We start from the raw sequence: 20,706 nt of genomic DNA, 5'->3' as shown, positions 1-20,706 counted from the left end.
CCGACGGGAGACGAGCATGCTGCGCAAGACCTGCCCCCGCCACAGCCCCCGCGCCCAACAGCGCGGCGTGGTCGCCATCCTGGTCGGCCTGATGCTGGCGGTGCTGGTCGGCTTCCTCGGCCTGGCGGTCGACGGCGGCCACCTCTACCTGGCCAAGACCGAGCTACAGAACAGCGCCGATGCCTGCGCGCTGGCGGCCAGCTACGAGCTGACCGGCGCGCCCTCGATTCCCGCCGATGCCTTCCCGCGCGCCGAGGCCGCCGCGCGCGCGATCGCCAAGCAGAACAAGGTCGGCTTCCAGGGCTCGGCCATCGCCGATGCCGACATCACGGTCGCCTTCGGCAGCTCGCTGGCGGCCGGCAGCCTGTGGACCAGCGCCGGCGCCGCCGCGCCCAGCGCCAAGTACGTGCGCTGCACCCTGAGCCGCGGCGGCTTCGCGCCCTACTTCATGCAGGTGCTGGGCTTCGGCAGCCAGTCGGTCAGCGCGCTGGCCACCTCCACCCTGACGCCGGCGCAGAGCAACTGCGCGGTGCCGCTGGGCGTGTGCCGCGCCGGCTCCGCCGGCGCCGGCGCCAGCCCGCCCTTCGGCCTGACACCCGGCAGCTGGGTCAGCGGCAAGTTCAAGGACGGCGGCGGCAACTGGAACTGGATCGACTTCAGCCCGCCCAGCGGCGGCGAGAGCGAGCTGGCCGCGCTGCTGACCGGCAACGGCATGTGCTCGCTGAACGTCACCAACCCGGTCGGCCAGCCCGGCAATATGGGCAATGCCGCGGCCAAGGCTTGGAACACCCGCTTCGGCCTCTACCAGACCGGCTCCAGCGGCGTCGCCACCGCGGCGCCGGACTTCACCGGCTACGCCTACACGACGACCAACTGGCCCTCGGGCGCCAACGCCCTGCCCAACTTCATCGCCAAGCGCGGCACCCACAGCCCCTATGGCAGCAGCGTCGCGAACGGCAACTCGATCACCGGCCTGAGCATCAGCAATGCCTACAACCCGGTCACGACGGTGGCCCAGCACACCCAGTACGGCGCGGACCGTCGCCTGGTGATCGCGCCCATCATCGACTGCGCCTCGCTGACCGGCGGCAGCCACACCACCGATGTGCTGAGCTGGGCCTGCGTGCTGATGCTGCAACCGATCGACAACCCGAACGACACCTTGAAGATGGAATACATCGGCCTGTCCAGCGCCACCGGCAGCCCCTGCGCCTCGTCCGGCATCGCCGGCACATCGGCCAGCGTCGGCCCGATGGTGCCGGCCCTGGTGCAGTGAGGACGACATCATGACGCGCAAGCACCGCCCCATCGCCCCGCTCCGCCGCCGCGGCGTCGCCGCGGTGGAGCTGGGCATCCTGATGATCCCGCTGCTGCTGCTGGTGTTCGGCTCCAGCGAGCTCGGGCGCGCGGTGTTCAGCTACAACGTGCTGGACAAGACGGTGCGCGACGCCGCCCGCCACCTCTCCCAGCATGGCCCGGGCGACGCCACCATCGCCGGCGAGGCACGCTGCCTGGCCGTCTACGGCAACAGCGACTGCAGCGGCAGCGCCGTCGCGCCGGGCCTGACCACCGCGATGGTGACGATCTGCGATGCCTCGCTGTGCCCCGGCAGCCATGCCAACCAGCTGACCGGGCTGGGCGCGGTCAATCTGGTGACGGCCAGCGTCGAGGGCTACACCTACAACTCGATCGTGAAGTTCGTCGTCCCCAGCATGAACTTCAACCGCATCTCGGTCACGATGAGGGCCCAGCTGTGAACATCCCGAACCGCCACCGCCGCGCACGCGGCGCCGCCGCCGTCGAGTTCGCCCTGGTGTGCAGCCTGCTGTGCATGCTGCTGCTGGGCGCGATGGAGATGGGCCGGCTGCTCTGGACCTGGAACGCCGCGGTCGAGGCCACGCGCTTCGGCGCGCGCCTGGCCGTGGTCTGCGACATGAACGACAGCCATATCAAGAGCCGCATGATCTCGCGCCTGCCGACCCTGAAGACCTCCAACATCACGCTGAGCTACCTGAACCCGCCGGCCGCGGTGAACAGCTGCTCGCCCGCCGACTGCAAGGCGGTGCGCGTGGCGCTGAGCGGCTACACGCACAAGATGATCCTGCCCTTCGTGCCGCTGTCGCTGAGCTTGCCGCCCTTCGCGACCACGCTGCGCAAGGAATACATGAGCAGCGCCGCCAACGAGGTATGCCAATGAAGGTCAAGCTCATCACCCCCGATGCCGCCCATGCCGAGGCCTGGGGCCGCGCGCTGCGCAGCGAAAGCGCCGTCGCGCTGACCATCGTCGAGCGCCCGATGCGCGAGGTCAACGCGATCGTCAACGGCAGCCGCCCCGACCTGCTGGTGGTGGAGACGCCGACGCCCGAGGATTTCCTGGCGCTGGAACAGCTGGCCGGCACCCATCCCGAGGTCGACATCCTGCTGGTGGCGCCCGAGCAGAACCCGGAATTCCTGCTGCGCGCGATGCGCGCCGGCGTGCGCGAGGTGCTGCCCGCGCCGGCCTCGTCGGATGCGCTGCTGGCCGCGCTGCGCCGCCTGCTGCGCAAGCAACAGGGCAGCGCCGGCCTGCCGCAGCCGGCCGCGCGCCATGGCGAGCTGCTGGCCCTGGTGTCCTGCAAGGGCGGCAGCGGCGCCACCTTCGTCGCCGCCAACCTGGCCCATCTGCTGGCCGCCGGCGGCCAGCGCCGCGTCGCGCTGATCGACATGAACCTGCAGTTCGGCGACGCCGCGCTGTTTCTCAGCAGCCAGACCCCGCCCAGCCATGTCGCCGACGTCGCGCGCAATATCGCGCGGCTCGACGCCGAGCTGCTGCGCTCGGCGATGAACGAGGTGACGCCGGGCCTGTGGGTGCTGGCCGCGCCGGAGGATCCGGCCCAGGCCGCGGATGTGACGCCGGCCCAGGTGCGCGCGATCCTGCAGCAGGCGCAGGAGAGCTTCGACTATGTGGTGGTGGACCTGGGCCGCTCGCTGTCCTCGCTGACCCTGCAGGTGCTGGACCTGGCCGACCAGGTGCATGCGGTGCTGCAGCTGACCCTGCCCTTCATCCGCGACGGCAAGCGCATGCGCGACGTGTTCCGCTCGCTCGACTACCCGGCCGACAAGATCCACTGGATCGTCAACCGGCATCACAAGGACGGCCAGTTCAGCGTCGACGACCTGAAGCGCACCCTGGGCATCGGCCAGGTCATCACCCTGCCCAACCATTACGAGGCGGTGGCCGCCGCGGTCAACCAGGGCATGCCGGTCGAGGCCATCGCCCCGACCAGCAGCATCGCGCGCGCGCTGCGCGACCTGGCCGAACGCATCGCCCCGCCGCCCGCCGCTGCCGCCCCGCGCGGCTGGCTGTCCGGCCTGTTCCGAGGAGCATCCGCATGAAAGGAATGAGCATGAGCCTGCGCGAGAAACTCGGCGCGGCGATCCCCGGCTACGCGCCGCCCGAGGCGCAGGCCGAGGAGGCCGGCACCGGCGCGCCGACCCGCGCCTACCAGGAGACCAAGTCCCGCGTGCACCAGCTGCTGCTGGGCCGTCTGGACCTGGAGGCGATGGAGAGCCTGACGGCGGACAGCCTGAAGGAGGAACTGCGCCAGATGGTCGAGCGCCTGCTGTTCGAGGAGAACCTGGTGCTCAACGCTGGCGAGCGCCGCGCGCTGGTGCGCGACATCCAGTACGAGATGCTGGGCTTCGGCCCGCTGGAGCCGCTGCTGGCCGACCCGAGCGTGTCCGACATCCTGGTCAACACCCATGCCCAGGTCTATGTCGAGCGGCGCGGCCGCCTGGAGCTGACCGAGGTGCGCTTCGCCGACGACGAGCACCTGATGAAGATCATCGACAAGATCGTCTCGCGCATCGGCCGGCGCGTCGACGAGTCCAGCCCGATGGTCGACGCGCGCCTGCCCGACGGCTCGCGCGTCAACGCCATCATCCCGCCGCTGGCGATCGACGGCCCGATCCTGTCGATCCGGCGCTTCGCCACGGTGCCGCTGAAGGCCGAGAACCTGATCGAGTACCGCTCGATGTCGCAGGAGATGGCGCGCTTCCTGGCCGCGCTGTCGCAGGCGCGCGCCAACATCCTGATCTCCGGCGGCACCGGCTCCGGCAAGACCACCCTGCTGAACATCCTGAGCGGCGCGATCCCGGTCAGCGAGCGCATCGTGACGATCGAGGACGCGGCCGAGCTGCAGCTGCAGCAGCCCCACGTGGTGCGGCTGGAGACCCGCCCGCCCAACATCGAGGGCCGCGGCGAGGTGGCGCAGCGCTCGCTGGTGCGCAACGCGCTGCGCATGCGGCCGGACCGCATCATCCTGGGTGAGACCCGCGGCGCCGAGGCGCTGGACATGCTGCAGGCGATGAACACCGGCCATGAGGGCTCGATGACCACGGTGCATGCCAACACGCCGCGCGACGCGCTGGCGCGGCTGGAAAGCATGATCGCGATGGCCGGCGTCGACCTGCCCGCGAAGGCGGCGCGCGCCCAGATCGCCTCCGCGATCGGCGTCATCGTGCAGGCCAACCGGCTCTCCGACGGCACCCGCAAGATCACCAGCATCCAGGAGGTCACCGGCATGGAGGGCGACACCGTTACCCTGCAGGAGATCTTCAGCTTCAAGCAGACCGGCGTGGCCGCCGCCAGCGGCGCGGTGCAGGGCTACTTCAGCGCCACCGGCGTGCGCCCGCGCTGCTGGGACAGGCTCTGCGCGCGCGGCGTCGAGCTGCCGCAGACCCTGTTCACGCCGCTGCGCGTGGACGTCTGAGCCTAAGGGAGCGACGCGATGGACATCAGCCTGATCCTGTTCGCGGCGATCGCCTTCCTCGCCGTGGTGCTGAGCCTGGAGGGCCTGTACAACCTCTGGGCCTCGCGCCACAGCCCCGAGGCCCGGCGCATCGCGGCGCGCCTGGCCGCGCTGGCCGAGGACGCGCCGGTCGGCATCGCCAGCATCGCGCGCGAGCAGACGACCGAGCGCCTGCCACGCCTGAACGCGCTGCTGGCGCGCTTCGCGCCGGGCCAGCGCCTGCGCCGCACGGTGGGCGCCTCGGCGATGAACACCTCGCCGGCCGAACTGCTGCTGCTCTCGCTGGCGCTGGGCGCCTGCGGCGCGCTGCTGCCGGTGCTGCTGGCCAAGCCGCCCGCCTTCGGCCTGGCCCTGGCCCTGGTGCTGGCCGCCCTGCCCTGGTGGCGCGTGGCCAGCCGCGCCAGCGCCCGCATCGCGCGCATCGAGCGCCAGTTCCCCGAGGCCCTAGACCTGATGAGCCGCGCGATGCGCGCCGGCCATGCCTTCCCCTCGGCGGTCAAGATGGTGGCCGACGAGATGGCGCCGCCGCTGGCGCGTGACTTCCGCATCCTGTTCGACGAGATGAACTACGGCGTGCCGGCCAACGAGGCGCTGGCCCGCTTCGCCGAGCGGCTGCCGATCGCCGATGTCAGCTACTTCGTCGTCGCGGTGATGATCCAGCGCGAGTCCGGCGGCAACCTGGCCGAGCTGCTCGACAAGATCGCGGCCCTGGTGCGCCAGCGCCTGAACCTGCTCGGCGAGATCCGCACCCTCTCGGCCGAGGGCCGGCTCTCGGCGGTGATCCTGACCGCCCTGCCCTTCGGCGTGGCCCTGGTCGTCAACATCGTCAATCCGGAGTTCATGACCGTGCTCTGGACCGATCCGCTGGGCCTGCGCATGGTCGCGGTGGCGCTGTTCATGATGGCCGTCGGCATCCTGTGGATGCGCCGGATCATCCGCATCCGGGTCTGAACGAGGAGCTCATCATGACGACGCTGCAGCTGATGATGCTGGCCCTGGTCTTCCTGCTGGTGATGATGGCGGTGCTGGGCCTGGGTGCCCTGCTGCGCCCCAATCCGGCGCGCAAGCGCCTGCTGGAGCTTGGCGGCGACGGCCGCGGCCCGGGCGCGCCGCTGGGCGAGCGCCTGCTGCAGACCGTGGCCGGCCTGACCCGCCCGATCGGCAAGCTCTCGATGCCCGAGGAGGGCTTCGAGAAGTCCAGCATCCGGCTGCGCTTCGTGCATGCCGGCATCCGCAGCCCGCTGGCGGCCTCGGCCTTCTTCGGCATCAAGACCCTGCTGACCCTGGGCCTGCCGTTGCTCGGCTTCGCCGCGCTGGCGGCCAGCGGCCAGGCGCCGCGCGGCGAGAGCCTGATGCTGGCCCTGCTGCTGCTGGCGGCGCTGGGCTACTACGGCCCGAACGTGGTGCTGGCGCGCCTGGTGATGCTGCGCCAGCGCGAGATCTTCGAATCCTTCCCCGACGCGCTGGACCTGATGACGGTCTGCATGGAGGCAGGCCTGGGCACCGAGGCCGCGATGCTGCGCGTGGCCGACGACCTGCAGCTCAAGAGCGCCGCGCTGGCCGATGAGATGCGACTGGTCAACCTGGAGCTGCGCGCGGGCGCCGACCGCGAGCGCGCGCTGCGCAACCTGGCGATCCGCACCGGCGTCGAGGAGGTGGACGGCTTCGTCACGATGATCGCCCAGGCCGAGCGCTTCGGCACCAGCATCGCCGCCTCGCTGCGCATCCATGCCGAGATGCTGCGCACGCGCCGGCGCCAGCGCGCCGAGGAGGCCGCGGCCAAGATCGCGCTGAAGCTGCTGTTCCCGCTGATCTTCTGCATCTTCCCCTCGCTGATGGTCGTGCTGATGGGGCCGGCCATGATCCAGATCTACCGCGTGCTGCTGCCGACCATGGGCGGCAGCAACTGAGGAGCCCGCCATGCGCATGCAAGCCCGCTTCGCCCCGCCCGCCGCCCTGCCGCCCGCGGCGCCGGCCCCCGCTGAGCCGGTAGCGCGCACGCTGCGCCGCCCGCTGCTGGGCCTGACCCTGCTGGCCGGCGTCGCGCTGGCCGGCTGCGCCGCGCTGGACCAGGCCCGGCCCTGGTGGAAGGTCGAGCCGGTCTATCAGGTGCAGGACGGCCCGCTGTCCGCCGCGGCCTATCTGGCCCTGGCCCGCTATTTCGAGGGCAGCCGCGACTGGGAGCGCGCCGTCCATGCCTACCGCCGCGCGCTGGCGCGCGACGAGGGCCTGGTCGAGGCGCATGACGGCCTGGGCCAGGCGCTGGCCCAGCTGGGGCGCCTCGATGCGGCCGAAGCCGCGCTGCGCCGCGCGCTCGCGCTGGCGCCGCAGCGCCCGCATCTGCAGAACAACCTGGCCTATGTGCTGCTGCTGGCCGGCCGAGCGGACGAGGCGGTCGAGCCCCTGCAGCGGGTGCTGGCGCAGCAACCGGCCAACAGCGTCGCCCAGGCCAATCTGCAGCAGGCGCTGGCGCGCCGCACCCTGGCGACCCTCTCGATCGAGCAGCCCGCGCCGCCGGCCGTTGGTCCGGCAGACGCGACCCTTCCCGCAATCATGATCTCGACCGCGGCGCCCAGCGCGCCGGCGACGACGGGCACGGCCATGCCCGCCGAAGGCGACGCACCGTCGCGCTTCCGGCTCGAGGTCAGCAACGGCAACGGCGCCGCGGGCATGGCCGCGCGAGTCGGCCAGCGGCTGGCGGCGGCAGGGCTGCCCGCGGCGCGGTTGAGCAATCAGCTGCCCTATACCGAAACCCGCACCCTGGTGCAGTACCGCGAGGGCCAGGAGGCCGCGGCGCAGCGCGTGGCCCGCGCCCTGCCGGAGGGCGTGCCGGCCAGCGCGCGGCTGCAGCCGGGCCTGCGCGGCGATGTGCGGCTGCTGCTCGGTCAGGACTGGCCGCAGGATGCGGCCTGCCGCGTGCGCGGCAACAGCGCCGACTGCTGAGGGGCCGGCCGGCTTCGCTTCGGCCCGATCAAGCCCGCGCGGCCTCGCGCTCCTGCAGCAGGCGCCACATCACCTTGCCGGCGCCCGACTTGGGCAGCGCGGGCGCGAACTCGACCTGGCGCGGCACCTTGTAGGTCGCCATCTGCTCGCGCGCCCAGGCCATCAGGGCCTCGGCCGTCAGCCCCTCCTGGCCGGGGCGCAGCACCACCACCGCCTTCACCGTCTCGCCGCGGTAGGCATCGCGCGCCGCGATCACGCAGGCCTCCTGCACCGCCGGATGCTTGTACAGCAGCATCTCGACCTCGGAGGGCCAGACCTTGTAGCCGCTGGCATTGATCATGCGCTTGAGCCGGTCGGCGATGAAGAAGAAGCCCTCCTCGTCGACCCGGCCCAGGTCGCCGGTGCGGAAGAAGCGCTTGCCCTCGATCTCGATGAAGGCCGCGGCCGTCGCCTCGGGCTGGCGCCAGTAGCCCTTGAACAGCATCGGCCCATGGCTGACGATCTCGCCCACCTCGCCGGGGGGCAGCTCGGCCAGGGTGTCGGGATCGACGATGCGCGAATCGACGCCGAAGAAGGGAATGCCCAGGCATTGCAGCTTGGCATGCTCGGGCGGGTTGGCATGGGTGGGTGCCGCGGTCTCGGTCAGGCCGTAGCCCTCGGCGAACGTCAGGCCGAACTCCTGGCGCAGCCGCTCGGCCACCGCCTGTGGCATCGCCGCGCCGCCGCCGGAGAGGTAGCGCAGGCTGGAGAGGTCGAAGCTGCGATAGTTCGGGCTGGCGAACAGGTCGATGATCATCGTCGGGATGCAGGTCCAATGCGTGACCCGGTGGCGCGAGATCAGGCGCCCGGCCAGCTCGCGGTCCCAGCGCGGCATCACGATCAGGGTCAGGCCTTGATAGACCGGCCCCAGCACGCCGTACAGCAGGCCGGTGATGTGGAACATCGGCACCACCGCCAGCGCCACGCTCTCGGCCGAGGCATGGCCCCATTGGCCGCCGCCGCAGGCATTGCTCATCAGCGTGGCATTGGTATGCATGCAGCCCTTGGGCGCACCGGTGGTGCCCGAGGTGTAAGGCAGCAGGGCCAGGTCGTCCGGCCCGGCGCTGTGCGGGCCGGGTTCATGGCCGGCCGCCAGCGCCGCGGCCCAGCGCGTCGCCCCAGCCGGCAGCGGCGGATCGGCGCGCAGCCCCTCCAGCATCGCCGGCGGCAGGCTCAGGGCGGGGTCGATCTCCTGCGGCAGCATCTCGGCGTAGCGGGTCACCAGCAGCGCGCGCAGGCGCTGCTCGGGCGGCTGGGCGGCGTCGGCGGCCGCGACGATGCCGGCCAGCTCGGCGCCGCAGATCACCACCCGGGTCTCGGGGTCGCGCAGGTAATGGCCGAACTCCTCGGCCTTGTTCATCGGGTTGACCGGCACCACCACCGCGTCGGCGCGGTTCACCGCATAGAAGGCGACCAGGAACTGCGGGCAGTTCTGCATGAAGATCGCGACCCGGTCGCCCTTGGTCACGCCCTGGGCCTGCAGCCAGCCGGCCAGAGCCTCGGCCTGGCGCCGCAGCTCGGCATAGCTCAGGGCTCGCCCGCAGAAGATCGTCGCGGCCTTGTCGGGATAGCGGCGCGCCGCCACTTCCAGGTTGAACCACAGCGATGTCTGCGGCACCTCGAGCCGGCGCGGCAGGCGCGCGGGCCAGTAGGCCTGGGCGGGGCGGGACGTCATGCGGCGAGTCTCCTGGGCTTGTTGTGCGGCCATCTTCCCCGGCCCGGCCGTTGCCGTTTGTCCCGCGAGCGACAGGGCCTAACATGGCGTCATGTCGCGCCACCGCCTGCCGCCGCTGCTCGCCGCCCTGCTGCTCGGGGCCTGCGGCCGCGGCGAGCCGCCGCCGGCGCCGGCCTGGGCCGGCTATGCCGAGGGCGATGCGCTCTACCTCGCCGCGCCAGTGGCCGGGCGGGTGGCCGAGCTGACGGTGCGCGAGGGCGACGCGGTGCGGCCCGGCCAGCCGCTGTTCGCGCTGGAGGCCACGCTGGAACGAGCGGCCCTGGCCGAGGCGGAGGCACGCCGCGACAGCGCCCGCTTCCAGGCCGAGGACACCGACAAGGGCCGACGCCGCGAGGAGCTGGCCATCACCCAGGCCCAGCTGCGCCAGGCCCAGAGTCAGGCCGCGCTGGCGCGCGCCGACTGGCAGCGCCAGCATGAGCTGCTGGGTCAGGGTTTCGTGGCCCGCGCGCGGGTCGACGATGCGGCGCTGCAGCTGCGCCAGGCCGAGGCCCGCGTCGGCGAGCTGGAGGCGGCGCTGGCCAGCGCGCGCCTGCCGGCAAGGGCGGACGAACGCCTGGCGGCCCGCGCCCAGGCCGCGGCGGCCAGCGGCGCGCTGGCGCAGAGCGACTGGCGCCTGGCCCAGACGCGGCAGAGAGCGCCGCAGGGCGGGCGCGTGACCGATGTGTTCTACCGCCCCGGCGAATGGGTCAATGCCGGCCAGCCGGTGCTGGCCCTGCTGCCGGCCGCGGCGCGCAAGGCCTTGTTCTTCGTGCCCGCGGCCGAGCTGGGCGGCCTGGCGCTGGGCCAGCCGGTGCGCCTGTCCTGCGACGGCTGCGGCGCCGCGATCGCCGCGCGCATCAGCCATATCGCCAGCCAGGCCGAGTTCACGCCACCGGTGATCTACTCGAACGCGCAGCGCGCCCGGCTGGTGTTCCGCGTCGAGGCCCGGCCGGAGCGGCCCGAGGACGCCGAGCGCCTGCACCCGGGCCAACCGCTGGACGTACGCGCGGGGGTCAAGTCTTGACCATGGAGCCGGCCATCGACGTGCGCGGCCTGGTCAAGCGCTACGAGGGTCGCGCGGTGGTGGACGGCATCGATCTGCAGGTGGCGCCGGGCCGCATCTGCGGCTTCCTCGGCCCCAACGGCAGCGGCAAGACCACCACCCTGCGCATGCTCTGCGGCCTGCTGACGCCGGATGCCGGCGAGGGCCGCTGTCTGGGCCTCGATTTCCGGCGCGAGGCCGCGGCGCTGAAGCGCCAGGTCGGCTACATGACGCAGCGCTTCGGCCTCTACGAGGACCTGACGATCCGCGAGAACCTGGACTTCGTCGCGCGCCTGTTTTCTATGCCGCAGCGCCGCGCGGTGGTCGGCGCCGCGCTGGAGCGCCTGGGCCTGACCAGCCGCCAGCGCCAGCTGGCCGGTTCGTTGTCGGGCGGCTGGAAGCAGCGCCTGGCGTTGGCCGCCTGCCTGCTGCACCGGCCGCGCCTGCTGCTGCTGGACGAGCCGACCGCCGGCGTGGATCCGAAGGCGCGGCGCGAGTTCTGGGACGAGATCCACCGCCTGGCCGGCGAGGGCATCACGGTGCTGGTCTCGACGCATTACATGGACGAGGCCGAGCGCTGCCATGAGCTGGTCTACATCGCTTACGGCCGGCTGCTGGCGCGCGGCAGCGAGGCGCAGATCATCCGCGAGGCGGGCCTGGCGGTCTGGTCGCTGCGCGGCCCCGGCTTGGCCGCGCGGCTGGAGGCGTTGCGCGCCGCGCCCGGCGTGCTGAGCGTCGCGGCCTTCGGCAGCGCGGTGCATGTGGCCGGGCAGGACGAAGCCCAGCTGGAGCGGGCGCTGGCGCCGCTGCGCGCGCAGCCGGGCCTCGCGATCGAGCGCGCCGAGGCCAATCTGGAGGATGTGTTCATCAGCCTGATCGCCCGCGCGCAGGACAACTTCGCCGCGCCGGCCGGGGCCGCGCGATGAACACCGGCTGGTCCTGGGCCCGCATGGGCGCGATCTTCATCAAGGAGTTCCAGCAGATGCTGCGCGACCGCCTGACCTTCGCGATGGCGGTCGGCGTGCCGGTGCTGCAGCTGGTGCTGTTCGGCTATGCGATCAACACCGACCCGAAGGGCCTGCCGACCGCGGTGATCGTGCAGGACCCGGGGCCGATGGCGCGCAGCCTGGTGGCCGCGTTGCAGAACAGCGGCTATTTCCGGCTGGTCGCATCGCCGGCCGGCGAGGCCGAGGCGGACGCGCTGATGGCGCGCGGCGAGCTGCAGTTCCTCGTCGTCGTGCCGCCGGGCTTCCAGCGCGCGCTGCTGCGCGGCGAGCGTCCGGTGCTGCGGGTGGCGGCGGACGCGACCGATCCCGCCGCTTCCGGCAACGCCATCGCCGCGCTGCAGCAGCTGGCCGGCACGGCGTTGCGGGCCGACCTGGTCGGCGCGCTGGCGCCGCTGCAGGGCACGCCACCGCCCTTCGAGCTGCGCCTGCAACGGCGCTACAACCCCGAGGGCCTGTCGCGCTACAACATCGTGCCGGGCCTGATCGGCACCATCCTGACGATGACCATGGTGATGCTGACCGCGCTGGCGATGACGCGCGAGCGCGAGCGCGGCACGATGGAAAACCTGTTGGCCACGCCGGTGCGGCCGCTGGAGGTGATGGCGGGCAAGATCCTGCCCTATGTGCTGATCGGCTACCTGCAGCTGGCGGTGATCATGGGCGCGGCCGCGCTGCTGTTCGAGGTGCCGATGCTGGGCAGCCCGCTGCTGCTGCTGGCCCTGATCGGGGTGTTCATGCTGGCCAATCTGGGCGTCGGCTTCACCTTCTCGACCCTGGCGCGCAACCAGCTGCAGGCACTGCAGATGACGTTCTTCTTCTTTCTGCCCTCGCTGCTGCTGTCGGGCTTCATGTTCCCGTTTCGCGGCATGCCGGCCTGGGCCCAGGCCCTGGGCGAGCTGCTGCCGCTGACGCATTTCCTGCGCATCGTGCGCGGCCTGATGCTCAAGGGCAGCGGCCTGGCCGAGCTGCTGCCCGAGCTCTGGCCGATGCTGGCCTTCCTGCTGGCGGCCGGCGCGCTGGCCCTGTTGCGCTACCGCCGTACCCTGGATTGAACCGATACGAGCGCCGCAGCACCCATCCTAGAATCCGCCGGGCCTCCCCGCCCCGCAACCCGAGACCACCGTGCGACACCTGAGCCGCCGCCCCGTCCTGCTGAGCCTGCTGAGCCTGCCCTTGCCCACCCTGGCGCTGGAAACCCCGACCGGCCCGGTGGTGCTGAGCGTCAGCGGGCGCCTGACCAAGCCGAACCGCGAGGGCCAGGCCCAGTTCGACATGGCGATGCTGGCCGCCCTGCCCCAGCACCACATCACGCAGAAGACGCCCTGGTATCCGGGCCCGCGCAAGTTCAGCGGCCCGCTGCTGCGCGACGTGCTGGCCGCGGCCGGCGCCCAGGGCCAGCAGATCGAGGCCCGCGCGATCAACGACTACAAGGTGAGCATCCCGATGGAGGACGCGCAGGCGCATGACATGCTGGTGGCGCGGCTGCTGGACGACCAGCCGATGCCGCTGCGCGACAAGGGCCCGCTGTTCGTGATCTACCCCTTCGACAGCCAGGCCAAGCTGCGCAGCAGCGTCTACTACAGCCGCTCGATCTGGCAGCTCAAGGCGATGGAGGTGCGGTGAGCGAGCCCCTCAACGCCATTCCCGCCGTTCCTGCCGCTCCCGCCACAGCCGCCGCGCCGCGCGCGCGCCGGCGCCTGCTACCCGCGATGGGCCTGCTCCTGCTGCTGGTGTTCGGCGCGATGGGCGTCTTGCAGATGCGCCAGCTGGAGCTGCTGAACACCACTCGGCAGTACCAGGACGACTACCTGGTCTGGAGCCTGTTCCAGTACGAGGCCGAGTACCTGAAGCTGCGCACCCAGCTGGGCGAGGCGCTGCGCCGCGGCGGACCGGAGCAGGCGCAGCAGGCAGCGCAGCGCTACGAGATCTTCGTCAGCCGGCTCGGCCTGATCGAGGGCGAGCATGCGGCCAAGGTGCTGACCAGCCACCCGGACTACCGCCGCACCCTGGAGCGCAGCCGCGCCTTCGTCGCCTGGGCCGACACCCTGCCGCTGGACGCGGCGCTGCTGGAGCGCCAGCCCGAGCGGGTGCGCGAGCTGCTGGAGCGGCTGGCGCCGCTGGGCGACGGCATCCACGACCTGTCGCTGACCGCCTCGCACCATGTGGCGGCGCAGCTGAGCGCGCGCAACGAGCTGGTGCGCAGCCAGAGCACCCTGAGCCTGGGCCTGACCCTGCTGCAATGCGCGCTGCTGCTGGGGCTGGCGATCGTGGTGATGCGCCAGCTGCGCAGCCTGGAGCGCCATGGTCGCGACCAGGAGACGCTGGCCGAACATCTGCGCGAGGCGCGCCAGGCCGCCGAGGCCGGCAGCCGCGCCAAGAGCCTGTTCCTGGCCAATATGAGCCATGAGCTGCGCACCCCGCTGCACGGCCTGCTGGGCATGCTGGGTCTGCTGAAGGACACGCCGCTGCGCGCCGACCAGCGCCTGCAGCTGCAGGCCGCCAGCGATTCGGCGCGCCATCTGCTGGCGATCCTGAACGACATCCTGGACGTCTCCAAGATGGAGGCCGGCGCGATCACCATCCATCCGGAGCCGGTGCAGCCGGCGCGGCTGCTGCGCGAGCTCGACGAGATCTGCCAGCCGCAGGCGCGGCTGAAGGGCGTGGCGCTGTCGCTGGCGCAGACCGGCGAGGTGCCGGCCTGGGTCAGTGCCGACCCGACCCGGCTGCGCCAGATCCTGCTGAACCTGCTGAGCAACGCGATCAAGTTCACCGACCAGGGCCGGGTCGACCTGCGGCTGAGCCACGAGGGCCAGGTCTTGCGCTTCAGCGTCAACGACACCGGCACCGGCATGGACGAGGCCCTGCTCGGCCGCCTGTTCCAGCGCTTCAGCCAGGGCGACGCGACCAGCTCGCGCCGCCATGGCGGCACCGGCCTGGGGCTGGAGATCTCGCGCAACCTGGCGCGCGCGATGGGCGGCGACATCCAGGTGCACAGCACGCCGGGCCTGGGCTCGACCTTCGTCGTCGAGCTGCCGCTGCCGGCCTGCGAGGCGCCGGCGCAGCTGCCCGACACCAGCGGCGCCGCGCTGCCGCCGACCCGCTCGCTGCGCATCCTGGTGGCCGAGGACCATGTCACCAACCGCCACTATCTGGAGGCGGTGCTGGAGCGGCTGGGCCATCACGCGGTGTTCTGCGAGAACGGCTTCGAGGCACTGCAGCGCCTGTCGCTGCAGGACTTCGACCTGGTGCTGATGGATCTGCACATGCCGGTGATGGACGGCTACGAGGCCTGCCGCGCGATGCGCGCCCTGCCCGGTGCGAAGGCCCGGGTGCCGATCGTCGCGCTGTCGGCCGATGCCTTCGAGGAATCGCGCGAGCGCGCGCTGCAGGCCGGCATGGCCGATTTCCTGGCCAAGCCGGTGGAGATCGAGACCCTGGCCGCGCTGCTGCACCGCCAGTCGCTGCCGCCGGCCCCGGCGCCCGCCGCGCCGCCGCCGGCCGGCGACTTCGACGACGAGGTACTGCAGGTGCTGCGCCGCACCCTGCCGCCGGCCCGGGTGCCGGGCCTGTATCAGACCTTCGTGCAGGACGTGCCGGTCAGCCTCCAGCGCCTGGACCGCGCGCTGCAGCCACCTGACGCCGAGGCGCTGCGCTCGGCCGCCCATGCGGTCAAGGGCGCCAGCGCCAGCCTCGGTCTGACCGAGGTGGCGCGGGCCGCGCGCGAGCTGGAGCGCCTCGCCAAGCAGGGCGCTGATGCCACGACCCTGAGCCGCTGCGGCGAGCTGCTGCGCCATGCGCTGCAGCGCAGCCCGGCGCTGTGCGCACAGCGCGGGCTGATCTGAAAGCGCTCGTTCAGAGCAGGATGGGTTCGGGCTCCAGGCGGATGCCGAAACGGCCGTAGACGCTTTCCTGGATCGCCCGCGCCAGGGTCACGACCTCGGCGCCGCGCGCCTCGCCGCGGTTCACCAGCACCAGGGCCTGGCGCTCGTAGACCGCCGCGCCGCCGACCGATTTGCCCTTCCAGCCGCAGGCGTCGATCAGCCAGCCGGCGGCCAGCTTGATCGTGCCGTCGGGCATCGGGTAATGCACGATGCCGGGGTCGCGGCCGATGATGTCGCGGCATTGCTCCTCGCTGACCACCGGGTTCTTGAAGAAACTGCCGGCATTGCCGATCTTGGCCGGGTCGGGCAGCTTGGCACGGCGGATCTCGCAGACCCAGTCGAAGATCTGACGCGCGTCGGGCGCGGCGATGCCGGTCTCGGCCATCCGGCGCTGCAGGTCCAGGTAGTCCAGCGCCGGCACCCAGGGGCGCGGCAGGCGCAGGCGTACCCGGGTGATCACGCTCTTGCCGGCCAAGCCGCCAAAGCCTTCCTGCTTGAACACGCTGTCGCGGTAGCCGAAGCGGCACACCGCGGCCGGCAGGAAGGCGCTGCGGCCGGTCACCAGGTCCACCGCGTCCAGGCTCTCGAAGCGGTCCTTCAGCTCGATGCCGTAGGCGCCGATGTTCTGCACCGGCGCCGCACCGACGGTGCCGGGGATCAGCGCCAGGTTTTCCAGGCCCGGATAGCCCTGCTCGATGGTCCAGGCGACCAGCTCATGCCAGGCCACGCCAGCGCCGGCCTCGATGATCCAGGCATCGGCGCGCTCCTCCAGCAGCCGGATGCCGGGAATCTCCATCTTCAGCACCACCGCCTGCACATCGCGCGTCAGCACCAGGTTGCTGCCGCCGCCCAGCACGAACTTGGGCGCACGGCCCAGCTCCGGGTGGTCGACGACGCGGCGCACATCGGCCTCCTCGCGGATGCGCACCAGGCGTTCGGCCATGGCGGGCAGGCCGAAGCTGTTGTAGGGCTTCAGATTGACGTCGCGTTCGAGCGGCAATTCACGCGTGGCGCTCTTGGGGGGATTTACAGCATGGTCCGGCATGGCAGAATTTTCACCGATCACGGGCAACCGCCCGCAAGCATTTACCGATATGCCAAGTTTTGACACCGTTCTCGAGCCCGATATGGTCAAGGTCCGCAACAGCGTGGACGCCAGCGCCAAGGAAATCGGCACCCGCTTCGACTTCAAGGGCACCAGCGCCCAGATCGAATACAAGGACAAGGAAAAGGAGATCCACGCCACCGGCGATGCCGAGTTCCAGCTCGAGCAGATCGAGGGCGTGCTCTATGCCAAGCTGACCAAGCAGGGCGTGGTGCTGGGCTTCGTCGACAAGCAGGAAAAGGTCGAGAAGCTGGGCGGAGACCGGGTCAAGCAGGTCTACAAGATCAAATCCGGCCTGGAAGCGGCCGAGGCCAAGAAGATCGTGGCCGCGATCAAGAACAGCAAGCTGAAGGTGCAGGCCGCCATCGAGGGCGACATCGTGCGCATCACCGGCAAGAGCCTGGACGATCTGCAGGCCGCCCAGTCCGCGCTGCGCAAGGAGTTGCCGGACCTGCCGCTGAGCTTCGACAACTACCGCAAGTAAAGGCAAGCCGTGCGGCGCGCCCTCGCCCTGCTTTCCGCAGGCCTCGTCATGGGCGCCACCGCGCTCGCCCAATCGGTCAGCTTCAACGGCAGCCTGGGCCAGAAGGCCGCGCTGCTGCTGATCGATGGCCAGCCCAGCACCGTGTCGCTGGGCCAGCGCGTGCGTGGCGTCAAGCTGCTGGCGTTGGAGGGCGACAGCGCCACCGTCGAGCTGGACGGCGGACGCCGCCTGAGCCTGCAGTTGGGCGCCTCGCCCGGCCGGGTCGGCGGCGGCGCGACCACCGGCGCGGGCCGCCAGATCGTGCTGTCCGCCGGGCCCGGCGGCCATTTCGTCGCCCAGGGCAGCATCAACGGCCAGGCGGTCCAGTTCCTGGTCGACACCGGCGCCACCTCCGTCTCGCTGGCCCAGGCCGAGGCGGAGCGCATGGGCCTGAAGTACCGCGAGGGCCGCCGCGTGATGACGCAGACCGCCAACGGCGTGGTCACGGCCCACCTGCTGCAACTGTCCAGCGTGCGCATCGGCGATGTCGAGCTGCGCCATGTCGACGCGATCGTCGTGCCCGGCCAGATGAGCCATGTGCTGCTGGGCAACAGCTTCCTGAACCGCTTCCAGATGCGGCGCGAGAACGATTTAATGACTCTGGACCTGCGCTACTGACTTGAGGGGTGGGCGAGCCCCAGGGCGCGGCGGGGCTGACCTTATGATCGCCCGGTTCCGCCTACGCAAGGGTTGCGCCCCATGTCCCGTCCCCCGTCCTCACGCCCCACCCGCAGGCACGCCACCACGCTGGCGCTGCTGCTGAGCCTGGGCGCCGCGCCGCTGGCCTGGGCGGTCGACAACGCCAAGGCCGCGCGCTACTACGAGGACGCGCTGGTGCGCTACGAGCGCAAGGACATGGCCGGCGCGATCATCCAGCTGAAGAACGCGCTGCAGATCGACAAGTCGCAGCTGCCGGTGCAGCTGCTGCTGGGCCGCGCGCTGCTGGCCAACAACGAGCCGGCCGGTGCCGAGATCGCCTTCGGCGAGGCGCTGCGCCTGGGCGTGAACCGGGCCGAGATCGTGATCCCGCTGGCCCAGGCCCTGGCGGCCCAGGGCAAGCAGACCCAGCTGCTGGAGCGCCCCGATCTCAATCCGAACGGGCTGCAGCCGGCGCTGCGCCAGCAGCTGATCCTGCTGCGCGCCGCCGCCGCCGCCGATACCGGTGACCTGCGCAACGGCCTGGCGATGCTGGACGAGGCGCGCGCGCTGAGCCGCGACTCGGCCGAGGTCTGGCTGGCCGAGGTGCCGCTGCGGGTGCGCAACCGGCAGTTCAACGAGGCGATGGTCGCGGTCGACAAGGCCCTGGCGATCACCCCGGCCTCGGCCGAGGCGCATTACCAGAAGGGCTCGGTGCTGCATGCGCGCGGCGACATCGCCACCGCTCTGGCCGCCTATGCCCGCGCGCTGCAGCTCGACCCCGCGCATACCGAGACCCGGCTGGCACGGGCCGGCGCGCTGATCGACCTGGACCGCGGCAAGGATGCGGCGGCCGACATCGGCGAGCTGCTCAAGCGCGAGCCGAACGAGCCGCGCGGGCTCTACCTGAAGGCCCTGCTGGCGCGCCGCGCCGGCGATGCCGCGACCGCGAACGCCGCGCTCAACGAGGTCACCTCGTTGATGGACCCGGTGCCGATCGAGTACATCCGCTACCGGCCGCAGATGCTGATCCTGACCGGCATGGCCCACCATGCGCTGAAGGAGCCGCTGAAGGCCATTCCCTATCTGGAGGCGGCGCACCGCGCCCTCGGCCCGACGCCGCTGGCCAAGCTGCTGGCCCAGATCTACCTGGGCGACGGCAAGCCCGACCGCGCCGCCGAGGTGCTGGAGTCCTATCTACGCGCCCAGCCCGGCGACGGCCAGGCGCTGGCGATGTATGCCTCGCTGCTGGTCTCGCAGGGCCGGCATGCCAAGGCCACCTCGCTGATGCAGCAGGCGCTGCGCAGCAACGACACGCCGGAGTTCCGCACCGTGCTGGGTCTGGGCCTGCTGCAGAGCGGTCAGGCGGCCAGCGGCCAGACCGAGCTGGAGGCCGCCTTCAAGCGCGCCCCCGGCCAGCTTCAGGCCGGCACCAACCTGATCAGCCTCTATATGAAGGCCGGCCAGAATGCCAAGGCGATCGCCACCGCCGACACCCTGCTGAAGCAGCATGGCCGCAACCCGACGGTCTGGACCCTGCAGGGCATCGCCAAGTCCCGTGCGCGCGACTTCGCTGGTGCGCGCAGCAGCTTCCAGCGCGCGCTCGACATCGACCGCAGCCTGCTCGAGCCCAAGCTGGGCCTGGTGCGGGTCGACATCGCCAGCGGCGCGCTGGCCGAGGCCGACAAGCGCCTGGCCGCCCTGCTGAAGGAAGAGGACCGCAACGCCGACATCCTGTTCGAGATGGCCTCGCTGTCCGAACAGCGCAAGAACCCCGAGGAAGCGCTGCGCTGGCTGGAGAAGGCGGTCGATGGCCTCGGCCCCGGCGTCGGCCGTGCCCAGCAGGCCCTGGTCGCCTGGCATCTGCGCGCCGGCCAGGCCGCCCCGGCGCTGGAAGCCGCCAAGCGCCTGCTGAACCGCACGCCCGAGGATTCCGGCGCGCTCCTCATCTATGCCCGCGCCCAGCTGCTGGGCGGCGACCAGGCCGGCGCCCGCAACAGCCTGACCCAGGCCGCCCGCCGCGCCGGCTACCAGGCCGAGCAGCTGTTCGGCGTCGCCGACCTGCAGCTGCTGGCCGGCGATGCGGCCGGTGCCGCCTACACCCTGGAAAAGGTGCTGTCGACCCAGCCGGGCTCGGTCCGCGCGCTGGCCATGTCATCCAGCGCCGAACTGATGCGCGGAGATCAGGCCGCCGCCGAACGCCTGGCCCGCCAGGTGCTGCAGCAACAGCCCAAGCTGGCCCTGGGCCACAGCCTGCTGGCGGATGTGCAGGTAGCGCGCGACCAGGTCGGCCCGGCGCTGGACTCGCTGCGCCGGGCCCATGAACTGCAGCCCTCGACCGACAGCCTGCTGCGCCTGTTCCGCCTGCTGTCGCTGCAGGACGGCGGCAAGCCGGCGGTGCAACTGGCCGAGCAATGGTTGAAGACCCGCCCGAACGACCTGGCCGTGCGCAAGGTCCTGGGCGACACCCAGGCCCGGCATGGCAATTTCGCCGCCGCCCGCCAGACCTACGACCTCGCGCTGAAGCAGAGCCCGAAGGACGCCGAGCTGCTGAACAACCAGGCCAATGTGCTGCTGCGCCTGAACGACAACGCCGCGGCGCTGAAGGTCGCCGAGGCCGCGCTGGCCGAGGCGCCCCGCCTGCCGCTGGTGATCGACACCGCTGGTTGGGCCAATTTCCGCGCCGGCCGGCATGACCGCGCCCTGCAACTGCTGCGCGATGCGCGCCTGCGCGAGCCGGGCAATGCCGAGATCCGCTACCACCTGGGCGCCGTGCTGGCCGCCATGGGCAAGAAGGCCGAGGCCCGCGGCGAGGTGGAGGTGGCGCTGAAGGGCAGCCTCGCGCCGGATATCGCCATGGCCGCGACTGCCCTGCTGACGACACTTAAATGAGGGGATACCGCGGTGTCAAAAAAGCTTACATTGGATCCCGAGAGCAGTCCGTCGATATGGCTAAGTCCTTGTATTACATAAGAATCGACGCCGTGGCCTGAGATTTGCTACCTACGCTGCAAGCGTCCTTTCAA

The 20,706-nt window shown here is 71.6% G+C and carries 18 protein-coding genes; 16 read left to right on the top strand and 2 right to left on the bottom strand.

Features of this window, described 5'->3' with window-relative positions:
• Nucleotides 1-16: 16 nt before the first annotated feature.
• The 8 genes from G8A07_RS11895 to G8A07_RS11860 are packed head-to-tail and all read left to right on the top strand — an operon-like array spanning nucleotide 17 to nucleotide 7,733.
• On the top strand, nucleotides 17-1,276 hold the full coding sequence (locus G8A07_RS11895) for a Tad domain-containing protein (RefSeq protein ID WP_195797191.1): 1,260 nt from the start codon (nucleotides 17-19) through the stop codon (nucleotides 1,274-1,276).
• 10 nt (nucleotides 1,277-1,286) lie between these two features.
• A complete protein-coding gene (locus tag G8A07_RS11890) occupies nucleotides 1,287-1,757 on the top strand; it encodes a TadE/TadG family type IV pilus assembly protein (protein ID WP_195797190.1) in 471 nt (156 codons plus the stop codon).
• Nucleotides 1,754-2,197, top strand: coding sequence for a TadE family protein (locus G8A07_RS11885; RefSeq protein WP_195797189.1), 444 nt, complete (start codon nucleotides 1,754-1,756; stop codon nucleotides 2,195-2,197). The genes G8A07_RS11890 and G8A07_RS11885 overlap by 4 nt, the downstream gene beginning before the upstream one ends.
• Nucleotides 2,194-3,375 carry an AAA family ATPase gene (locus G8A07_RS11880; protein WP_195797188.1) on the top strand — a complete coding sequence of 394 codons (1,182 nt, stop codon included), beginning with the start codon at nucleotides 2,194-2,196 and terminating at the stop codon, nucleotides 3,373-3,375. Before G8A07_RS11885 ends, G8A07_RS11880 begins: the two co-directional genes overlap by 4 nt.
• An 11-nt stretch (nucleotides 3,376-3,386) precedes the next feature.
• Nucleotides 3,387-4,751 (top strand): CpaF family protein, encoded by a 1,365-nt coding sequence (locus G8A07_RS11875; protein ID WP_195797732.1) that lies wholly within the window; start codon nucleotides 3,387-3,389, stop codon nucleotides 4,749-4,751.
• Between the two features lie 18 nt (nucleotides 4,752-4,769).
• Nucleotides 4,770-5,741 (top strand): type II secretion system F family protein, encoded by a 972-nt coding sequence (locus G8A07_RS11870; RefSeq protein WP_195797187.1) that lies wholly within the window; start codon nucleotides 4,770-4,772, stop codon nucleotides 5,739-5,741.
• A gap of 14 nt (nucleotides 5,742-5,755) precedes the next feature.
• Nucleotides 5,756-6,700, top strand: coding sequence for a type II secretion system F family protein (locus G8A07_RS11865; RefSeq protein ID WP_195797186.1), 945 nt, complete (start codon nucleotides 5,756-5,758; stop codon nucleotides 6,698-6,700).
• A 10-nt stretch (nucleotides 6,701-6,710) separates the two neighbouring features.
• The gene (locus G8A07_RS11860; RefSeq protein ID WP_195797185.1) at nucleotides 6,711-7,733 is read left to right on the top strand and encodes a LytR C-terminal domain-containing protein; all 1,023 of its coding nucleotides are present in this window, start codon (nucleotides 6,711-6,713) and stop codon (nucleotides 7,731-7,733) included.
• Nucleotides 7,734-7,761: 28 nt separating this feature from the next.
• Here the strand turns inward: G8A07_RS11860 and G8A07_RS11855 are convergent, their stop codons facing one another.
• Entirely contained in the window at nucleotides 7,762-9,447 is a 1,686-nt protein-coding gene (locus G8A07_RS11855; RefSeq protein ID WP_195797184.1) for a long-chain fatty acid--CoA ligase, read from the bottom strand.
• A gap of 91 nt (nucleotides 9,448-9,538) precedes the next feature.
• Between G8A07_RS11855 and G8A07_RS11850 the strand changes: the two genes are divergently transcribed.
• The 5 genes from G8A07_RS11850 to G8A07_RS11830 all read left to right on the top strand — a co-directional run bounded on the left by G8A07_RS11850 (nucleotide 9,539) and on the right by G8A07_RS11830 (nucleotide 15,377).
• Nucleotides 9,539-10,510, top strand: a complete 972-nt coding sequence (locus G8A07_RS11850) for an HlyD family secretion protein (protein ID WP_195797183.1) — start codon at nucleotides 9,539-9,541, stop codon at nucleotides 10,508-10,510.
• A 2-nt stretch (nucleotides 10,511-10,512) separates the two neighbouring features.
• Nucleotides 10,513-11,454, top strand: a complete 942-nt coding sequence (locus G8A07_RS11845) for an ABC transporter ATP-binding protein (protein WP_195797182.1) — start codon at nucleotides 10,513-10,515, stop codon at nucleotides 11,452-11,454.
• The gene (locus tag G8A07_RS11840; RefSeq protein ID WP_195797181.1) at nucleotides 11,451-12,587 is read left to right on the top strand and encodes an ABC transporter permease; all 1,137 of its coding nucleotides are present in this window, start codon (nucleotides 11,451-11,453) and stop codon (nucleotides 12,585-12,587) included. The genes G8A07_RS11845 and G8A07_RS11840 overlap by 4 nt, the downstream gene beginning before the upstream one ends.
• A gap of 70 nt (nucleotides 12,588-12,657) precedes the next feature.
• The gene (locus G8A07_RS11835; RefSeq protein WP_371816443.1) at nucleotides 12,658-13,158 is read left to right on the top strand and encodes a molybdopterin-dependent oxidoreductase; all 501 of its coding nucleotides are present in this window, start codon (nucleotides 12,658-12,660) and stop codon (nucleotides 13,156-13,158) included.
• Entirely contained in the window at nucleotides 13,155-15,377 is a 2,223-nt protein-coding gene (locus G8A07_RS11830; protein ID WP_195797180.1) for an ATP-binding protein, read from the top strand. Before G8A07_RS11835 ends, G8A07_RS11830 begins: the two co-directional genes overlap by 4 nt.
• A 10-nt stretch (nucleotides 15,378-15,387) precedes the next feature.
• Here the strand turns inward: G8A07_RS11830 and murB are convergent, their stop codons facing one another.
• Entirely contained in the window at nucleotides 15,388-16,416 is a 1,029-nt protein-coding gene (gene murB / locus G8A07_RS11825; protein ID WP_195797730.1) for a UDP-N-acetylmuramate dehydrogenase, read from the bottom strand.
• Nucleotides 16,417-16,510: 94 nt separating this feature from the next.
• On the opposite strand from murB, the gene G8A07_RS11820 reads away from it, so the two are divergent.
• The 3 genes from G8A07_RS11820 to prsT all read left to right on the top strand — a co-directional run bounded on the left by G8A07_RS11820 (nucleotide 16,511) and on the right by prsT (nucleotide 20,572).
• Nucleotides 16,511-17,005 (top strand): YajQ family cyclic di-GMP-binding protein, encoded by a 495-nt coding sequence (locus G8A07_RS11820; protein WP_195797179.1) that lies wholly within the window; start codon nucleotides 16,511-16,513, stop codon nucleotides 17,003-17,005.
• Between the two features lie 48 nt (nucleotides 17,006-17,053).
• Nucleotides 17,054-17,662: a TIGR02281 family clan AA aspartic protease gene (locus G8A07_RS11815; protein WP_195797178.1), complete on the top strand. Its 609-nt coding sequence runs from the start codon at nucleotides 17,054-17,056 to the stop codon at nucleotides 17,660-17,662.
• An 81-nt stretch (nucleotides 17,663-17,743) separates the two neighbouring features.
• Complete coding sequence (gene prsT, locus G8A07_RS11810; RefSeq protein ID WP_195797177.1) at nucleotides 17,744-20,572, top strand: XrtA/PEP-CTERM system TPR-repeat protein PrsT; 2,829 nt, start codon at nucleotides 17,744-17,746, stop codon at nucleotides 20,570-20,572.
• Nucleotides 20,573-20,706 lie beyond the last annotated feature (134 nt).

This window comes from Roseateles sp. DAIF2 (assembly GCF_015624425.1).
In the GTDB taxonomy this organism is placed as follows: Bacteria; Pseudomonadota; Gammaproteobacteria; order Burkholderiales; family Burkholderiaceae_C; genus Kinneretia.
The sequence above is the reverse complement of the archived record's forward strand: the minus strand, read 5'-3'. Positions and strand labels throughout refer to the sequence as shown.

What these genes read in the sequence shown, in the direction of transcription:
- G8A07_RS11895 (WP_195797191.1), top strand. Translation starts at nt 17, where the DNA reads ATGCTGCGCAAGACCTGCCCCCGCCACAGCCCCCGCGCCCAACAGCGC.
- G8A07_RS11890 (WP_195797190.1), top strand. Translation starts at nt 1,287, where the DNA reads ATGACGCGCAAGCACCGCCCCATCGCCCCGCTCCGCCGCCGCGGCGTC.
- G8A07_RS11880 (WP_195797188.1), top strand. Translation starts at nt 2,194, where the DNA reads ATGAAGGTCAAGCTCATCACCCCCGATGCCGCCCATGCCGAGGCCTGG.
- G8A07_RS11875 (WP_195797732.1), top strand. Translation starts at nt 3,387, where the DNA reads ATGAGCCTGCGCGAGAAACTCGGCGCGGCGATCCCCGGCTACGCGCCG.
- G8A07_RS11870 (WP_195797187.1), top strand. Translation starts at nt 4,770, where the DNA reads ATGGACATCAGCCTGATCCTGTTCGCGGCGATCGCCTTCCTCGCCGTG.
- G8A07_RS11865 (WP_195797186.1), top strand. Translation starts at nt 5,756, where the DNA reads ATGACGACGCTGCAGCTGATGATGCTGGCCCTGGTCTTCCTGCTGGTG.
- G8A07_RS11860 (WP_195797185.1), top strand. Translation starts at nt 6,711, where the DNA reads ATGCGCATGCAAGCCCGCTTCGCCCCGCCCGCCGCCCTGCCGCCCGCG.
- G8A07_RS11855 (WP_195797184.1), bottom strand. Translation starts at nt 9,447, where the DNA reads ATGACGTCCCGCCCCGCCCAGGCCTACTGGCCCGCGCGCCTGCCGCGC.
- G8A07_RS11850 (WP_195797183.1), top strand. Translation starts at nt 9,539, where the DNA reads ATGTCGCGCCACCGCCTGCCGCCGCTGCTCGCCGCCCTGCTGCTCGGG.
- G8A07_RS11845 (WP_195797182.1), top strand. Translation starts at nt 10,513, where the DNA reads ATGGAGCCGGCCATCGACGTGCGCGGCCTGGTCAAGCGCTACGAGGGT.
- G8A07_RS11840 (WP_195797181.1), top strand. Translation starts at nt 11,451, where the DNA reads ATGAACACCGGCTGGTCCTGGGCCCGCATGGGCGCGATCTTCATCAAG.
- G8A07_RS11820 (WP_195797179.1), top strand. Translation starts at nt 16,511, where the DNA reads ATGCCAAGTTTTGACACCGTTCTCGAGCCCGATATGGTCAAGGTCCGC.
- G8A07_RS11815 (WP_195797178.1), top strand. Translation starts at nt 17,054, where the DNA reads ATGGGCGCCACCGCGCTCGCCCAATCGGTCAGCTTCAACGGCAGCCTG.
- prsT (WP_195797177.1), top strand. Translation starts at nt 17,744, where the DNA reads ATGTCCCGTCCCCCGTCCTCACGCCCCACCCGCAGGCACGCCACCACG.